This is a genomic window from Halorubrum sp. B53 (genome assembly GCF_059752395.1).
The window spans coordinates 74,287-88,972 of sequence record NZ_MWTH01000009.1 but is presented as its reverse complement, the minus strand read 5'-3'; the positions used below and the strand labels follow the sequence as shown (position 1 = coordinate 88,972).

Genomic DNA, 14,686 nt, shown 5'->3' with positions numbered 1-14,686 from the left:
AGCGGCGACACGTCCCGCACGCCGGCCCAGAGGTCGCCGTCGAGGAGGGAGTCGCTCACGGCTATCGCTCCCGCGGGTAGACGGGTTCGTCGTACTTCGCGGCGAGGTGCTCGGCGTGCTCCAGTTTCGCGTTCGCCTTGCGGAACGTGCCCAGCAGCGAGTGAACCTCGCGTTCGGTCGGGTGCGCGCGCCCGAGCAGCCGCCGCATCAGCAGCGCGTTCTTCTCGATCTGGTGGTCGCGCTGGCCGGTCGCCTCCAGGAACTCGCCGAAGAACTCGTGGAAGCGCTCCAGGTCGGCCTCGGGGGCCCGCGTGACCGCCGTATCCGGGAGCTGCGTCTCGTCGACGGTGAGATCGCGGAGCTCGTAGAGGAGGACGGTCGCGGCTTGGCCGAGGTTCAACACCGGGTAGTCGTCGTCCGCGGGGATCGAGCACACCTCGTCGAGCCGCGAGAGCTCCTCGTTGTTGAGCCCGCGGCCCTCGCGGCCGAAGACGATCGCGGTCGGCGCGTCGACGGTCTGCAGCGACTCCCGGAGCTCGGCGGGGGTCTTGAACGGGAAGCGCTCGTGGCTCCGGTCGTCCTCGCCGGTGATCGCCGTGGTCCCGACCGTGTGGTAGTTCGCGACGACCTCGTCGAAGGTCACCTCCTCGGCGTTCGGGAGCACGTCCTCGCGGGCGTGGCCGGCGAAGCCGTACGCCTCGCCGTCCTCCTTCAGCTCGGGCGGATCGACCAGCTTGAGCTCGGAGAGGCCGAAGTTCTTCATCGCGCGGGCGATGGTGCCGACGTTGCCGGGGGTCTCCGGCTCGACGACGACCACGACCGGCTTGCGGCGGGCCGAGCGGTCGGAATCCGTGGAGTCTGCCGAGTCACCGGAATCGGCCGGGTCACCGGAATCGGCGGGGTCACCGGAATCGGCGCTCGCGTCGCCCTCGCTGACCGCGCCCTCGTCCCCGCCGCTCATCGGTTCGACGGGTAGTCGGTCGAGAGGTCGGCGTCCCGGAACTCGTCTTCGTCCAGCTCGTCTTCGGAGTCACCTTCGTCGTCCTCCCCGGCGAGTTCAAGGATGTCGATCCGGTCGCCCTCGAAGTCCTGCTCGACGCGCTCTTGGATCTCCTGTTGGTCCGGCAGGTCCGGGAGCCCCTCCGGGTCTTCCTCGACGTGCTCGACGGAGCCGTACCCCTCGGGGGCCTCGTTGCCGGCCGCGACCCACTCGTGGAAGCGGTCGCCGAACTCCACGCTGCCGGCGTGCTCGCTCCCGCCCTCCTCGCGGTACCAGTAGATCAGGTCGGGCTCGTGTTCCGGGCAGCACAGCACCTCGCCTTCGGGCTCCCCGTAGACGATCTCGGCCTGGTTACAGCGGTGGACCTCGCTTTCGCCGTGTTCGAGGTAGCAGACGTCGCACGGCTCCTCGACGAGACCCACGAGCCTGAAGAGCCGCTCGCGGGGCCCCTCGGGGATCTCGTCGAGCGGCTTGAGCTCGCCGTCGCCGGTGAAGATCTCCTCCTCGTCGAACCGCCATCCGCGGAGGCCGACGCTCACTTTCGCCATGCGTGGCGCTACACGCGGCGCGGATAAAAGCGCGTCCTTCCCGGAACGAGCGCGCTCGTCGGCCCGAGCGTTCGTTCCGCGGCCAAGGCAGTCGACCTCCTCGGCGGTCGGCGACCCCTCCGCGGGGCATATACGCGAGCGACTCGTACTTCGGGCCATGCGACGCCGGAACCTGCTGGCCGCGATCGGTGCGGGCTCGATCGGCGCACTCGCCGGCTGTGCGGGGGCCACTCCGGCCGGAACCGACGCCGACAGCGGCGAGGGAGCGGACCCCGCGACCGACTGGCCGTCCGGCGCCTACGCCGACTACGCGACGACCGACGTCGAGGCTCGAACCGCCGACGGCGACCTCCTCGGGACGGTGACCGCGGCGGTCGCCGAGACCGGCGATCAGCGACGCCTCGGGCTCAGCGACGCGGAGACGCTCCCCGAGGACGCCGGCATGCTGTTCGTCTTCCCGGCGCCGCAGGACTCGCTCACGTTCGTCATGCGCGAGATGGACTTCGGGATCGACATCGTTTACGCCGACGCCGAGGGGACGGTCGTCGAGATCCACAACGCGCCGGAACCGGGGCCGAACGAGGACGGCAGCGAGCAGGAGTACCCCGGATCGGGTCGGTACGTGCTGGAAGTTCCTTATAAATGGACCGACCGCCACGGCGTCGAAACCGGCGACGAGCTGGCGTTCGAGCTGTGACACTCGTGGAGGAGTTATTTGTGTCTCACAAGCCAACTTTTATTATTATCTGAAGCGACCATCTTTCAGTTAGTGTTACAGAATCTCGGCACCGTCGGGCAAATATATCTCGCCGTCTTCGCGCTCAGCGGACTCGTCTGTTTCGCCGCCATCGGTCGGGCGCGGAAGTTTCAGGACCCCGACGTCCGCCGCGGACTGGTGGGGCTGCTCGCCACCGCCGGCGGGTGGGCGCTCCTCAGAGCCGCCGGGTTCCTGCTCCCCGATCCGTTCCGCGTGCCGGCGTACATCGTCGGACTCGCCATCGGGTTCGCCACCGTCTGGGCGTGGCTCTACTTCTGTTCCGCCTACTCCGGACGGATGTACCACCGCAACAAGTCGTTGCGACGTGTGAGTGCGGCCATCTTTCTCGTCGTCGTTTCGGTCAAAGTCACGAACCCCATTCACGGGGCGTACTTCACGGCGCGGCAGGCGTCGACGCCGTTCGCCCACCTCGCGGTGGAACACAACGTGCTCCACTGGACCGCGACAGGCCTGTCGTACGCGCTGTCGGCGGTGGGACTGTTCATCATCTTCCAGCTCTTCTTCGAATCGGAGTACGACACCGGGCCCCTCAGCGCGCTCTCGGCCCTGATCGGGCTCCCGGTCGTGCTCGACATCACCGCTCAGTTCACGCCGCTGCTCATCAACATCATCTACGCCCCCATCGGGGTGGCGGTGTTCGCGGTCGGTGTGCTGTTCGTCTTCGAACGCCGCTTCCTCGCGGTCCAGCGGGCGTCGTTCGGTGACGACCTCTCCATCTATCTCGACGAGCGGGGACGGATCCGCGATTATTCGGCGACCGTCAGGGAGGTGTTACCGGAACTCGACGAGTCGAGGGGCGACCGGCTCTCCGAGACCGTTCCGTCGGTCGCCGAGGCCCTCGAGAGCGACGACCAGATACTCGAACGGGAGCGGTCCGACGAACTGCGGTACTACTTCGTCTCGACGAGCACCACCTCGCTCGGCGACACCGGAGCGCAGATCGTATTACTGTCGGACGTAACCGAGACGGAGCGCCAGCGCCGCCAACTCGCCGAACGCGAGGCCGAGATCAACGAGCAGAACGAGCTCTATCAAGGCGTCATCGACGCCAGTTTCGGCTTCGTCTTCCGGATCGACAAGCAGGGCCGGTTCACATTCGCCTCGCCGTCAGTGGAGGAGTTCCTCGGCTACTCGCCGGCGGAACTCGAGGGGCAACCGGTTTCGATCACGCTCCCAAACGAGGCGACGATCGAACGGGCGTGGAACGAGATCGAGCCGATCTTCGACGGCAAACGCAACATGGTGCGGGACTTTCCGCTGGAGACGAAAGCCGAGGCGACCGTGTTCACGGACGTGCGCGGTGTTCCCATTTACGAGGGGAGCGTTCCCGCCGACGAGCGAACGACGGAGGACATCGTGGGCATCCAGTTGATGGTGCGTGACGCGACGAAGCGCCGGGAGCGCGAGGGTCTCATCAGCGTCATCAACCGCGTGCTGCGTCACAACATGCGGAACAAGATGGGAATCATCACCGGGTACGCGGAGATGCTCGAAGGCCGACTCAGCGGCGAGGATGCGGAGAAAGCGACACAGATCAGGGACACGGCCGACCAGTTGCTCGATCTGACCGAGTCGGCCCAGCGTCTCGAGGAGTACCGGGAGCTGTCGCCCGACCTCGAACCGGTCGACATCGTCCCGATGCTCGAGGACACCGTCTCGGAGCTGCAGATGCAGTATCCCGAGGCGTCGGTGACCATCGACGCCCCCGACGCCGTCGTGGTTGACACCCACGAGCGTCTCAAAACGGCGCTGTGGGAGGTCGTCGAAAACGCCGCGAAACACGGCGGCGACCCGCCCGTCGTCGAGATCGACGTGACGGACACCGAGACGGGGGTGACGATCGCCGTGAGGGACAACGGGCCGGGGATCCCCGAAATAGAACGGGACGTCCTGCAGTCGAACGTGGAGACGCCGCTGGTTCACGGCGAGGGCCTCGGTCTGTGGCTGATCCACTGGATCGTCACCAGCCTCGACGGCGAACTCAAAACGACGGCGGGGGACGAGGGCACGACGGTCACGATCCGCCTCCCGAAAGCGTCGTGAGACGCGACCCGACGGCCGTTACTCTCGACTCCCCGGCGAGCGCGTCGGGTACTCGTCCCGTTTATGTCGCTCGCGCCCGTGGTGATCGTATGCGAAACGTGGACGCCGCGGGGCTCGGGATCGGCGACGACCACCCCCCTCGGATCATGGGCGTGCTCAACGTCTCCGCGGAGTCGCCGTACGACCCGAGCGTGTACGACGACCCGGGCGAGGCCGCCGAGTACGTCGACGAGGAGCTGATCGGCGAGGGCGCCGACATCGTCGACGTCGGCCTCGAATCGGCCAACAAGGACCTCGACGTGCTGTCCGCCGAACAGGAGCTGGACCGGCTCGACACCGCGGTCGAGACCCTCGAATCGACCTCGGGCGACGCCGTCTGGTCGATCGAGACCCGCTACCACGAGGTCGCCGACGAGGCGCTCTCGCGCGGGTTCGACATGGTCAACGACATCTGCGGGTTCGCCGACCCCGAGATGCCCCGCGTCTGTCGCGAGCACGACGCCGCCGTCTCGAAGATGGCCTCGCCGCCGGACTTGGAGCGACCGGGGGCGATCGAGGAAGTCGACTGGGCGGCGCGAAGCGCCGCCAGTCCAGAGCGTAGCTGGAGCTACGCGGACGACATCTACGAGGCGCTCTCGATGAACGGGTTCACCGACAAGACGATCCTCGACCCCGCCTTCGGCGGCTGGTCCGAGGCGAAGACCCACGCCGATGACCGCGAGACGCTCCGCCGGCTCCGGGAGTTCCGGGGGTACGGCCGGCCGCTGCTCGTCTCGATCAACCGCAAGAGCTTCCTGAAGACGATCGCCGGGCGGACCACGGAGGAGGCGCTGCCCGTCTCGCTGGCGGCCACGTCGATGGCGGTCGAGCGCGGCGCGCACGTGATCCGCACCCACGACGTCGCGGAGACCCGCGACGCGGCGCTCGTCGGCGCCGAATTCGCCCGGAACCGGGTCCGCTCGGGGCGCGACGCGGGCGACGTCGCCGTCGAGGAGCTCGACGTGACGACCGCGCGTGAGGCCGAGCGCCACCTCGATCGGCTCGGCGCCGACCGCGGAGCGGCCGACGCGGCGGTCGTTCGCACCTACGAGCTCACCGGCCTCCCGGAGCCGGCGGTCGGCGCGCTCCGGGCCGCGACCGCGGGGGCGGAGGGCGTCGACGGCGCGGCGTTCGCCCTCGCGGGCGAAGCCGATGCGGCGGCGCCCGGCCCGGCCGCCGACCCGCCCTCCGCGACCGACGGCGGCGCTCCGGACACGAGCGACGCCCGCGATGCCGCCGAGACCGGCGCTGCGGGCCTCCTTATTTGTACCCCGGCCGGGCGAAGAGCGCTGATAGACCGGGTTTCGGGGGTTTCCGACCCGCTCGACGCAGCGCTTGTAGCGACCGACGCGGGCTCAAAGTAAGAGAAAGTTTATGCCGTCGTGCAGACAACCGATCGACCGGACGCCGGAGGGGCACGCGGGTAGGGGTACTCTGTGCCACTCCGGCCCATACCATATTCCACACCGCCAGCGGCGGCGCCGCGCGGCGCACTTCCGAGCGCGCAGTCGCGGCCTCACGATACCCGCGGAGGAATCAGTGTGAACTTCGAGACGTTCGAGCCGATGTACGAGGCGATCCTCGCGGACTTCGGCTTCGAGCGCGCCGCGGACGAGCGCGCCCGCGACGTCGCCGCCGAGCTGGCGACGCCCTTCCCGCTCGATAGGCTCGGTGACTGGCGCGGCGCGACCGTCGCGGTCGCCGGCGCCGCGCCGCGGCTCGTCGCCGACGTCGAAATCGCCCGCGACGCCGACGTCGTCGTCGCCGCCTCGACCGCCGCCGACGTCCTCCGCGACCGGGGCGTCGCCGTCGACTGCATGGTGACCGACCTCGACAAGAATCCGGAGACTGCGGCGGCGCTGACCCGCGAGGGCGTGCCGGTCGCGGCGCACGCGCACGGCGACAACGTCCCCGCCGTCCGCGAGTGGCTCCCGCGGTTCGCCGACGAGTGGACGCTGGCGACGACGCAGGCGGCGCCCCAGGGACCGGTCGTCAACACGGGCGGATTCACCGATGGCGACCGCGCAGCCTTCCTCGCCGACCACGTCGGCGCCGGCCGGCTCGTCTTCCCCGGGTGGGCGTTCGACGACCCCGACGTCGACCCGATGAAGGCGCGGAAGCTCGACTGGGCCGCCCACCTGCTGCGCTGGCTCGAACGGCGCCGCGACGAGCGGTTCGGCGTTCTCGACGGGCGGCGAGAAGCGACGGACGCGGCGCTCGACCCGATCCTGTCCGGTCGCGGCTAGTACGGCGACGACTCGACGCGCGCTTTCGGCAGCAGTTCCTCGCGGTCGCGGGCCTCCAGCCACTCGACGAGCTGCACGAGCTGGTCGGTGGCCGCCTCGAACAGCCGCTCGGCCTTCTCCGGGGTCACGTCGGTCGGGTCGCCGAACGCGCCGTTCGCGGAGTTGTCGACCGAGTCGTAGAAGGTCCGGGCGCCGTGGACGACCGCGTCGGAGTCGTCGAGGTGAACCAACCCGTCGTCGCGGGCGTTCCTGAACTGGTCCTCGCGGACGAGTTCCGGGGCGATGTGGGTGATCATGGCGGTCTCCTTCGGCCCCGCGTGCGGGCCGTTGTGCTCGAACAGCTCGTCGACCAGCTCCGGGATCGACTCGTCCCACATCCACTCGAGCGCGTACGTCGTCCCGTCTTGGTGGAGCCGCCGGCCGACCTCGCGGAGGTGCTGGACGTTGCCGCCGTGGGCGTTCACGTAGACGACGCGGTCGATCCCGTGGTACGCGAGGTTCCGGGTGAACCCCTCGACGTAGTCCCGGAACTCCGGCGGGTCGACCCACATCGTCCCCGGGAACTGGCGGTGGTGGGGGCTGACGCCCACGTCGATCGTCGGGGTGCGGACGACGTCGGCCTCCTCGGCGGCGGCGCTCGCGAGCGCCTCGGCGATCAGATGGTCGGTCGCCAGCGGGAGGTGCGGGCCGTGCTGTTCGGTGGAGCCGAGCGGGACGAGGGCGACGGTGCCGTCGGACAGCTCCGCCGCGAGTTCCGGCCAGGTGTGGTCGGCGAGATACATACCCGAAGGTGTGGGTCGCGACGTATGAACCCAGCCGTCCCGGCGCGGTTCGCCGTCTCGTCCCGTGTCGCCACCCTTTTTGTGTCGTCCGGCCGAACTCGTTCCTATGTTTGGAGGCGGCGGCATGAACCCGCGGAAGATGAAACAGATGATGAAACAGATGGGGATCGACGTCGAGGAGCTCGACGCCGAGCGGGTCGTCATCGAGACGGCCGACGGCGACCTCGTCTTCGACGGCGCTCAGGTCACCAAGATGGACGCGCAGGGCCAGGAGACCTACCAGATCGTCGGCTCGCCTGAGGAGGTCGACGACGCGGGCGCCGGCGGGGGTCCCTCCGCGGTCGAGGACGGGTCCACCGACGCGGCCGGCGAGATCGACGAGGCCGACGCCGGTATCCCCGACGAGGACGTGGCGCTCGTCGCCGAGCGCGCGGGCGTGCCGCAGTCCACGGCCCGCGAGGCCCTCGAAGACAACGACGGCGACCTCGCGGCCGCGATCGCGGAGCTGGAGTGACTGATTCGGCGTGACGGACGCCGCGTACCTGCTCGTCCACGAGGACCGGGAGTACCTGTTAGCGCCCGGCGAGGAGTTCGGCACCGACCTCGGCGTGCTCGAGGTCCCCGACGACGTCGCCGGCGGCGACACGGTCGAGACGCACCTCGGCACCGAGTTCGCGGTCCGCGAGCTCCGCGGCCCGGACCTGTTCAACCACCTCGAACGCACCGGCGCACCGATGATGCCGCGCGACGTGGGGCTCGTGATGGGCCACACCGGCGCGTCCAGCGGCGACCGCGTCCTCGACGCCGGCACCGGAACGGGGATCCTCGCCGCCTATCTCGGTCGGGCCGGCGCCGACGTGACCACCTACGAGGTCGACGACGAGTTCGCCGACGTCGCCCGCGCCAACATGGCGACCGCGGGCGTCGCCGACCGCGTCGAGGTCCGGACCGGCGACCTCACCGAGGAGCTGGACGGGCTCGCCGAGGTGGAGCCGTTCGACGCGCTCACGCTGGACACCGGCGACGCGCCGGCCGTCGTCGAGCGCGCCGACGAACTGCTCGTCTCGGGCGGCTGTCTCGCCGTCTACTCGCCGTTCGTCGAGGGCACCCGCGAGGCGGTCCTCGCCGCGCGCGAGGCCGGCCTCGACGGCATCGAAACGCTGGAGACGATCCAGCGCGAGATGGACTTCTCCGACCGCGGTTCCCGTCCCTCCACCGCGGGCGTCGGCCACACCGGCTACCTCGTCTTCGCGCGGGCGCCCTGACCGGGCGCAACGTTCTTTCCGATTCCGCCGCCACGGAGCGTATGGGTTCCTCGGAGGACGGCGACGGCGCTACCGCCGACAGCTCCGACGCTCCCGACGGCTCCGACGCTCCCGACAGCTCTGACGCCCCCGACGGCTCTGACGCCGCCGATCCACCCGACGAACCCTCCGAAGTCGCCGTCGCGGTCGATCGGTGGGGCGGGGAGCTCGCGACCGCGGTCGAGTCGGCGCTCGCGGGACGGTCCGGCGTCGTCGCCGTCGGCGTTCCGCTCGGGCTGCTTCCGCCCGTCCTCGCGGCCCGACGGCGGACCGACGACGCCGAGCCGTGGCGGATCGCCTGTCGGCCCGGTGCCGTCGACGCGCTCGCTCGGGCGTTCGTCCTCGGTACCGACGTCGCCGAGGCGGTCGCGGACGGATCGCTCGAACTCCGGACGCCCGCTGACGACGGGGCTTCCGGAGACCTATTGAAAATCGATGCCGCCGCTCGCTCGCTCGCGTTCGCGACGCCCGACCGCGTCGACGCGGTCGCCGGCCCCCGCGCGGACCGGGCCCTCCTCTCGGAGACGGGAGACGCGACCGCGGCCGCGGCGCACCGGGCCGCGACGGCTCGGTTCGAGGCGGCGACGCCCGCGACCGTCGAGATGCCCTCGCGGACCCGCCTGCTCGCCGCGGCGCGCGAGGTCCTCGACGACCGGTTCGCCGACGACCTGGCGGCGGTCCTCGACGCGCTCGACTACGGCGCGGTCGGGCGGACCGTGGCGCCCGCCGATCGAACCCTCCTCGTCGCGCTGGCGGCCCGCCACGATCACCTCTTTCGGGACCTCAGGCGGTGGGTCGACGGCGCGGGCGGCGAGGGGGGCGAGGGCGACGGCGCTGGCGGCGAGGGGACCGAAGGCGACGACGCCGAAGGGGACGCCGACCGCGTCGCGATCGCGCCCGGACAGGAGCTCACGGCCGACCGGCGCGCGCTCGTGGAGCGGGAGCTGATCGAGTCGATCAAGGTTCCGATGGGGGCGGGGCGACCCAAGCTCCGGCTCAGGGCGGTCGACGAGGTGCTCTTGCGGGCACGGCCGAGCGAGGTGCTCAGCGTGCTCCGCGGGCGGTTCGCGCTCCCGCTCGACGGGGACGGCACGCTCCGGCGGGGTCCCGACGGCGAGGGGCGCCGGCCGGTGTGGGACCGCTAGCGGCGACGCGGGCGGGCGGCGGTCGCGGGACCGCCTCCTCGTCGGTGCGCCGACGTGACAAGAACTAACTCCCGGCGGCGCCCCCGAACGGGTATGCCGAACTTCTCCGACAGGGTCGAGCGGATCTCCATCAGCGGGATCCGCGAGGTGTTCGAGGCGGCCGGCGACGACGCGATCAACCTCGGGCTCGGGCAGCCCGACTTCCCCACGCCAGCGCACGCGAGGCAGGCCGCCGTCGACGCGATCGAGGACGGGAAGGCGGACGCCTACACCGAGAACAAGGGGATCCGGTCGCTGCGGGAGGCGATCGCGGAGAAACACCGGGCGGACCAGGGGATCGACCTCGATCCCGGGAACGTGATCGCCACTGCGGGGGGGAGCGAGGCGCTCCACGTCGCGATGGAGGCGCACGTGAGCGAGGGCGACGAGGTCGTGATCCCGGATCCGGGATTCGTCTCGTACGACGCGCTCACGAAACTCGCGGGCGGCGAGCCCGTCCCCGCCCCGCTGCGCGACGACCTCACGATCGACCCGGCCGCGATCGAGGACGCGATCACCGACGACACCGCGGCGTTCGTGGTGAACTCGCCCGGCAACCCCACCGGGGCGGTCTCCTCCGAGGAAGACGTGCGGGAGTTCGCGCGGATCGCGGACGAACACGACGTGCTCTGTATCTCCGACGAGGTGTACGAGTACACCGTCTTCGACGGCGAGCACTACTCGCCGATGGAGTTCGCGGAGACGGACAGCGTCGTCGTCGTCAACTCCGCCTCGAAGCTGTTCTCGATGACGGGCTGGCGGCTCGGCTGGGTGTACGGCTCCGACGAGCGCGTCGAGCGCATGCTGCGCGTCCACCAGTACGCGCAGGCCTGCGCGTCGGCCCCGGCCCAGTACGCGGCGGAGGGCGCGCTGCGCGGCGACCGCGGGATCGTCGACGAGATGACCGCCTCCTTCGAGCGCCGACGCGACCTCCTGCTGGAGGGCTTCGACGACATCGGCCTCGACTGCCCCACTCCGCAGGGCGCCTTCTACGCGATGCCGCGGGTGCCCGAGGGGTTCGTCGACGAGTGCCTCGACCGCGGGGTGATCGTCGTCCCCGGCGAGGCGTTCGGCGAGCACGGCCGCGGCCACGCGCGCATCTCGTACGCGACCGACGAGAGCGAGCTCCGGGAGGCGCTCGACGTGATGGCGGAGGCCTACGAGGCGGCGAAGTAGGTGACGAGGCACGAGGCGAGGTAAGGACGAGGGAGTCTGTTGAACTCCAATTTTTCAGAAACATTCTCGACTGAAACAGCCGGTCGGTGAAGCGTGCGTATCAATCGTTATTAGAACGAGTACAGTTCTATCCGCACCTGAGAACACACCGAATTAGTTTTCGGGAGAGGCAACTGTACCTTCGACAAGTATGCCCTCCGAGAAGACGTGTCCCGATTGCGAGGAACCACTGGAACGGATGGAACTACAAGGAACCGACGCCGTTGGCGAACTATCTATCGTCTCACCATCGACGGACGACGGATTTCTTAGTAGTATCCGAGCGGATGAGATTCTGACGCCAGTTCCATACGTTTGCCCCGAGTGCCGACGAACCCTCCTGTATGCCGAAAAGTAGCCGATACGTTAGTCACCTGTATTGACCACAACCGGATCAAAATAGATCACCTGTTACGGATTTCAACAGAGCCGGACGAGGTAGGGAGACAGAATGCAAAGCGGCTGCAGGATACTGGCAACACCTGCCAAACGATAACTAAAGAGCATTACCCGGGCGCGGGAGGTTTCCGCAAGTTATACTGCGGCCGACGGAGTACCGAGAGGTAATGGACCGGAACATTCAGGTCAGCCGCCTCGACCGGCGGGCCGTCGAGGACCAGGAGGTCGAGATCGTCGAGCGGAAGGGTATCGGACACCCTGACTCGATCTGCGACGGGATCGCGGAGTCGGTGTCGCGGGCGCTCTCGCAGCTCTACTTGGACCGCGTCGGCAAGGTGCTCCACTACAACACGGACGAGACGCAGCTCGTCGCCGGCCGCGCCGCGCCCGCCTACGGCGGCGGCGAAGTCGTCGAACCCATCTACGTGCTCATCGTCGGCCGCGCCACGAAGGAGTACGACGGCCAGCAGCTCCCCGTCGACTCGACCGCGCTGGCGGCCGCCCGCGACTACCTCGGCGAGGCGCTCCCGGAGCTGGAGTACGGCACCGACGTCGTCGTCGACGTGAAGCTCGGCGAGGGGTCGGGCGACCTGCAGGACGTCTTCGGCGAGGAGACCCAGCAGGTGCCGATGGCGAACGACACCTCCTTCGGCGTCGGCCACGCCCCCCTCACGGAGACGGAGACGATCGTCCGCGAGGCCGAGCGCGCGCTCAACGGGCGGTATCACGACGAGCATCCCGAGCTCGGTCCCGACGTGAAGATCATGGGGAAGCGGGAGGGCGATCGGATCGACATCACGGTCGCGGCCGCGATGGTCGACCGGTACGTCGACGGGCTTGACGCGTACGACGACGCCGTCGACGACGTCCGCGAGTTCGTCACCGGGCTCGCCCAGGACCACACCGACCGCGAGGTCCACGTCGACGTCAACACCGCCGACGACTACGACGAGGGGTCGGTGTACCTCACGGTCACCGGCACCTCAGCCGAGCAGGGCGACGACGGCTCGGTCGGGCGCGGGAACCGCGCGAACGGGCTCATCACGCCGAACCGGCCGATGTCGATGGAGGCGACCTCCGGGAAGAACCCGGTCAACCACATCGGGAAGATATACAACCTCCTGTCGACCCGGATCGCCGAGTCGGTCACCGACGAGGTTGACGGGATCCGCGACCTGCAGGTCCGCCTGCTCTCGCAGATCGGCCGGCCGATCGACGAGCCCCACGTCGCCGACGCGCAGCTCGTCACCGAGGAGGGGGTCGCGATCGGCGACATCGAGCCGGAGGTCCTCGAGATCGTCGACCGCGAGCTGAACGACGTCACCGACGTGACCCGCAGCGTCATCGACGGCGACGTCTCGACGTTCTGAGTCGGCCGCGCCCGACGATCCCGAGCCGAACGACCGCAACCGATTTGGGGAGCGGGCGAGACCGACAGCGTGTGACGCGGGTGTGTCTCCTCGGCGATCCGGACGTCAACCTCACCTACGAGCTGCTGTCTCGGGAGACCGCCCGGGACGCGCTCGCGACGTACGACATCGAGGAGCCGTTCGCGAACAGCCTCGCGGTCGACACCGTGAGCCTCGGCGCCGCCGTCGCGCTGTTGAACGACCTCAACTGGTACCTCGTGCGCTTCGTCGACGAGGCGCTCGTCCGCGAGCCGTCGATCTCCACCGACGAGTGGCTCTCGCGCGACCTCGCCCGCGAGGTTCGCGACGGCGCCGTCCCGCCCGAGGAGACCGACCAGCGCCTGAAGGTGTTCGGCCTCGTCGACGGGCGGCCGGTCGAGCCGCTGTACGTTCGGCGGCAACAGGGCGAGACGCCCGAATACGACCTCCGTGACGTCGACGAGACGGTGATCGTCCGGGTGAGCGAGTCGGAATTCTCGGGGTAAGTGGCGGATAGGGGCGTTTGTTTATAAGATAGCGCGGTGAACCGGTCCAAACCCCCAGCTGCGCGTTTATAAGTGACCGACCGAAACCTGGCACTGAAGCGGTCCAAAGCCCCAGCCGCTCGTCGGTACGTCGTCGCGATCGCTGTAGGGGAGAACACCTCCAAAGCCCCAGCCGCGAGGACTCGATGGGCTCGCTGCGGTCCTCGTCGCTCACTTCATTCGCTCCTGCGGTCCTTGCGTCGCCCGTCTTCGCCCTCGCGGCTGCCCCTTTGAATCCCACCCCTCACCGCGACCGCACCTCACGCCTCCCCAGCCTCGTCGCTCGCTCGGGGCTCCCTTCGGTCGCCCACATCACTCGCGACTCCCTCGCACGCGCTCCTCGCGCCCGAAGGGCGCTCGGAGGCGCGCGCCACCGGAACGATCTTTTTCGCTCCGGATACGATCGTACAAGTCAATCGGGCGGCGAAGGCGCGTATGGCACGCGTCACGGTCTGGAACGAGTACCGTCACGAGCGCGAGAGCGACGTCGTCGCCGACCGCTATCCCGACGGGATCCACGCGGTCCTCGCGGAGGTCTTCGAGGAGGCGGGCCACGACGTCCGCACCGCCACGCTCGACGAGGGACACGAGCACGGCCTCACCGAGGCGGTCCTCGACGACACCGACGTGCTCACGTGGTGGGGCCACGCCGCCCACGACGAGGTGCGCGACGAGGTCGTCGACCGCGTCCACGAGCGGGTGCTCGACGGGATGGGCCTCCTGGTGCTTCACTCCGCGCACTACTCGAAGATCTTCAAGAAGCTGATGGGCACCAGCTGCTCGCTGAAGTGGCGGGAGGCCGCCGAGACGGAGCGGCTCTGGGCGATCGAGCCGAGCCACCCGATCGCCGACGGGATCGGTGAGTACATCGAGGTCGACGAGGCGGAGATGTACGGCGAGCGCTTCGACGTTCCCGCGCCGGACACGCTCGTTTTCAACTCCTGGTTCGAAGGCGGCGAGACGTTCCGATCCGGCTGCTGTTACCGCCGCGGCAGCGGGAAGGTGTTCTACTTCCGCCCGGGCCACGAGACGTATCCGGTGTACTACAACGACGACGTCCGGCGGGTGCTCCGGAACGCGGTCGAGTGGGCGGAACCGGGCGACGGCCCGAATCCCGAGTTCGGCAACGCCGACCCGATCGAGGATATCGACACGAGCGACGACCGAACGGTCCACTAGCGACGACCGAACGGTCCACTAGCGGCGGTTCGCGGG

At 69.3% G+C, this 14,686-nt stretch carries 14 protein-coding genes; 11 read left to right on the top strand and 3 right to left on the bottom strand.

Annotation, left to right across the window (positions count from 1 at the left end):
* Positions 1-61 precede the first annotated feature (61 nt).
* Positions 62-961 carry an RNA methyltransferase gene (locus tag B4V06_RS07980; RefSeq protein WP_498168971.1) on the bottom strand — a complete coding sequence of 300 codons (900 nt, stop codon included), beginning with the start codon at positions 959-961 and terminating at the stop codon, positions 62-64.
* Positions 958-1,548 carry a DUF8114 family protein gene (locus B4V06_RS07975; protein WP_123112230.1) on the bottom strand — a complete coding sequence of 197 codons (591 nt, stop codon included), beginning with the start codon at positions 1,546-1,548 and terminating at the stop codon, positions 958-960. Before B4V06_RS07975 ends, B4V06_RS07980 begins: the two co-directional genes overlap by 4 nt.
* A 157-nt stretch (positions 1,549-1,705) precedes the next feature.
* Between B4V06_RS07975 and B4V06_RS07970 the strand changes: the two genes are divergently transcribed.
* The 4 genes from B4V06_RS07970 (at position 1,706) to B4V06_RS07955 (ending at position 6,654) form a co-directional block, all read left to right on the top strand.
* Positions 1,706-2,245, top strand: coding sequence for a DUF192 domain-containing protein (locus B4V06_RS07970; protein ID WP_498168968.1), 540 nt, complete (start codon positions 1,706-1,708; stop codon positions 2,243-2,245).
* 72 nt (positions 2,246-2,317) lie between these two features.
* Positions 2,318-4,369 carry an ATP-binding protein gene (locus tag B4V06_RS07965; protein ID WP_498168965.1) on the top strand — a complete coding sequence of 684 codons (2,052 nt, stop codon included), beginning with the start codon at positions 2,318-2,320 and terminating at the stop codon, positions 4,367-4,369.
* 89 nt (positions 4,370-4,458) lie between these two features.
* The gene (folP, locus tag B4V06_RS07960; protein ID WP_498168962.1) at positions 4,459-5,772 is read left to right on the top strand and encodes a dihydropteroate synthase; all 1,314 of its coding nucleotides are present in this window, start codon (positions 4,459-4,461) and stop codon (positions 5,770-5,772) included.
* 177 nt (positions 5,773-5,949) lie between these two features.
* A complete protein-coding gene (locus B4V06_RS07955) occupies positions 5,950-6,654 on the top strand; it encodes a 6-hydroxymethylpterin diphosphokinase MptE-like protein (protein WP_498168959.1) in 705 nt (234 codons plus the stop codon).
* Here B4V06_RS07955 and B4V06_RS07950 read toward each other — a convergent pair.
* On the bottom strand, positions 6,651-7,436 hold the full coding sequence (locus tag B4V06_RS07950; protein ID WP_498168956.1) for a creatininase family protein: 786 nt from the start codon (positions 7,434-7,436) through the stop codon (positions 6,651-6,653). The genes B4V06_RS07955 and B4V06_RS07950 overlap by 4 nt on opposite strands.
* A gap of 106 nt (positions 7,437-7,542) precedes the next feature.
* Between B4V06_RS07950 and B4V06_RS07945 the strand changes: the two genes are divergently transcribed.
* The 7 genes from B4V06_RS07945 to B4V06_RS07915 all read left to right on the top strand — a co-directional run bounded on the left by B4V06_RS07945 (position 7,543) and on the right by B4V06_RS07915 (position 14,650).
* Positions 7,543-7,950, top strand: a complete 408-nt coding sequence (locus B4V06_RS07945; protein ID WP_498168954.1) for a nascent polypeptide-associated complex protein — start codon at positions 7,543-7,545, stop codon at positions 7,948-7,950.
* A gap of 10 nt (positions 7,951-7,960) precedes the next feature.
* On the top strand, positions 7,961-8,701 hold the full coding sequence (locus tag B4V06_RS07940) for a methyltransferase domain-containing protein (RefSeq protein WP_498168951.1): 741 nt from the start codon (positions 7,961-7,963) through the stop codon (positions 8,699-8,701).
* Between the two features lie 41 nt (positions 8,702-8,742).
* A complete protein-coding gene (locus tag B4V06_RS07935; protein ID WP_498168948.1) occupies positions 8,743-9,885 on the top strand; it encodes a transcriptional regulator TbsP domain-containing protein in 1,143 nt (380 codons plus the stop codon).
* 93 nt (positions 9,886-9,978) lie between these two features.
* A complete protein-coding gene (locus tag B4V06_RS07930; RefSeq protein ID WP_498168946.1) occupies positions 9,979-11,100 on the top strand; it encodes a pyridoxal phosphate-dependent aminotransferase in 1,122 nt (373 codons plus the stop codon).
* Between the two features lie 605 nt (positions 11,101-11,705).
* The gene (locus B4V06_RS07925) at positions 11,706-12,908 is read left to right on the top strand and encodes a methionine adenosyltransferase (RefSeq protein ID WP_498168943.1); all 1,203 of its coding nucleotides are present in this window, start codon (positions 11,706-11,708) and stop codon (positions 12,906-12,908) included.
* Between the two features lie 71 nt (positions 12,909-12,979).
* A complete protein-coding gene (locus B4V06_RS07920; protein ID WP_123112218.1) occupies positions 12,980-13,432 on the top strand; it encodes a DUF5804 family protein in 453 nt (150 codons plus the stop codon).
* 474 nt (positions 13,433-13,906) lie between these two features.
* On the top strand, positions 13,907-14,650 hold the full coding sequence (locus B4V06_RS07915) for a ThuA domain-containing protein (RefSeq protein ID WP_498168940.1): 744 nt from the start codon (positions 13,907-13,909) through the stop codon (positions 14,648-14,650).
* Positions 14,651-14,686: the final 36 nt, after the last annotated feature.

What these genes read in the sequence shown, in the direction of transcription:
- B4V06_RS07935 (WP_498168948.1), top strand. Translation starts at nt 8,743, where the DNA reads ATGGGTTCCTCGGAGGACGGCGACGGCGCTACCGCCGACAGCTCCGAC.
- B4V06_RS07980 (WP_498168971.1), bottom strand. Translation starts at nt 961, where the DNA reads ATGAGCGGCGGGGACGAGGGCGCGGTCAGCGAGGGCGACGCGAGCGCC.
- B4V06_RS07945 (WP_498168954.1), top strand. Translation starts at nt 7,543, where the DNA reads ATGTTTGGAGGCGGCGGCATGAACCCGCGGAAGATGAAACAGATGATG.
- B4V06_RS07915 (WP_498168940.1), top strand. Translation starts at nt 13,907, where the DNA reads ATGGCACGCGTCACGGTCTGGAACGAGTACCGTCACGAGCGCGAGAGC.
- folP (WP_498168962.1), top strand. Translation starts at nt 4,459, where the DNA reads ATGCGAAACGTGGACGCCGCGGGGCTCGGGATCGGCGACGACCACCCC.
- B4V06_RS07970 (WP_498168968.1), top strand. Translation starts at nt 1,706, where the DNA reads ATGCGACGCCGGAACCTGCTGGCCGCGATCGGTGCGGGCTCGATCGGC.
- B4V06_RS07925 (WP_498168943.1), top strand. Translation starts at nt 11,706, where the DNA reads ATGGACCGGAACATTCAGGTCAGCCGCCTCGACCGGCGGGCCGTCGAG.
- B4V06_RS07930 (WP_498168946.1), top strand. Translation starts at nt 9,979, where the DNA reads ATGCCGAACTTCTCCGACAGGGTCGAGCGGATCTCCATCAGCGGGATC.
- B4V06_RS07950 (WP_498168956.1), bottom strand. Translation starts at nt 7,436, where the DNA reads ATGTATCTCGCCGACCACACCTGGCCGGAACTCGCGGCGGAGCTGTCC.
- B4V06_RS07975 (WP_123112230.1), bottom strand. Translation starts at nt 1,548, where the DNA reads ATGGCGAAAGTGAGCGTCGGCCTCCGCGGATGGCGGTTCGACGAGGAG.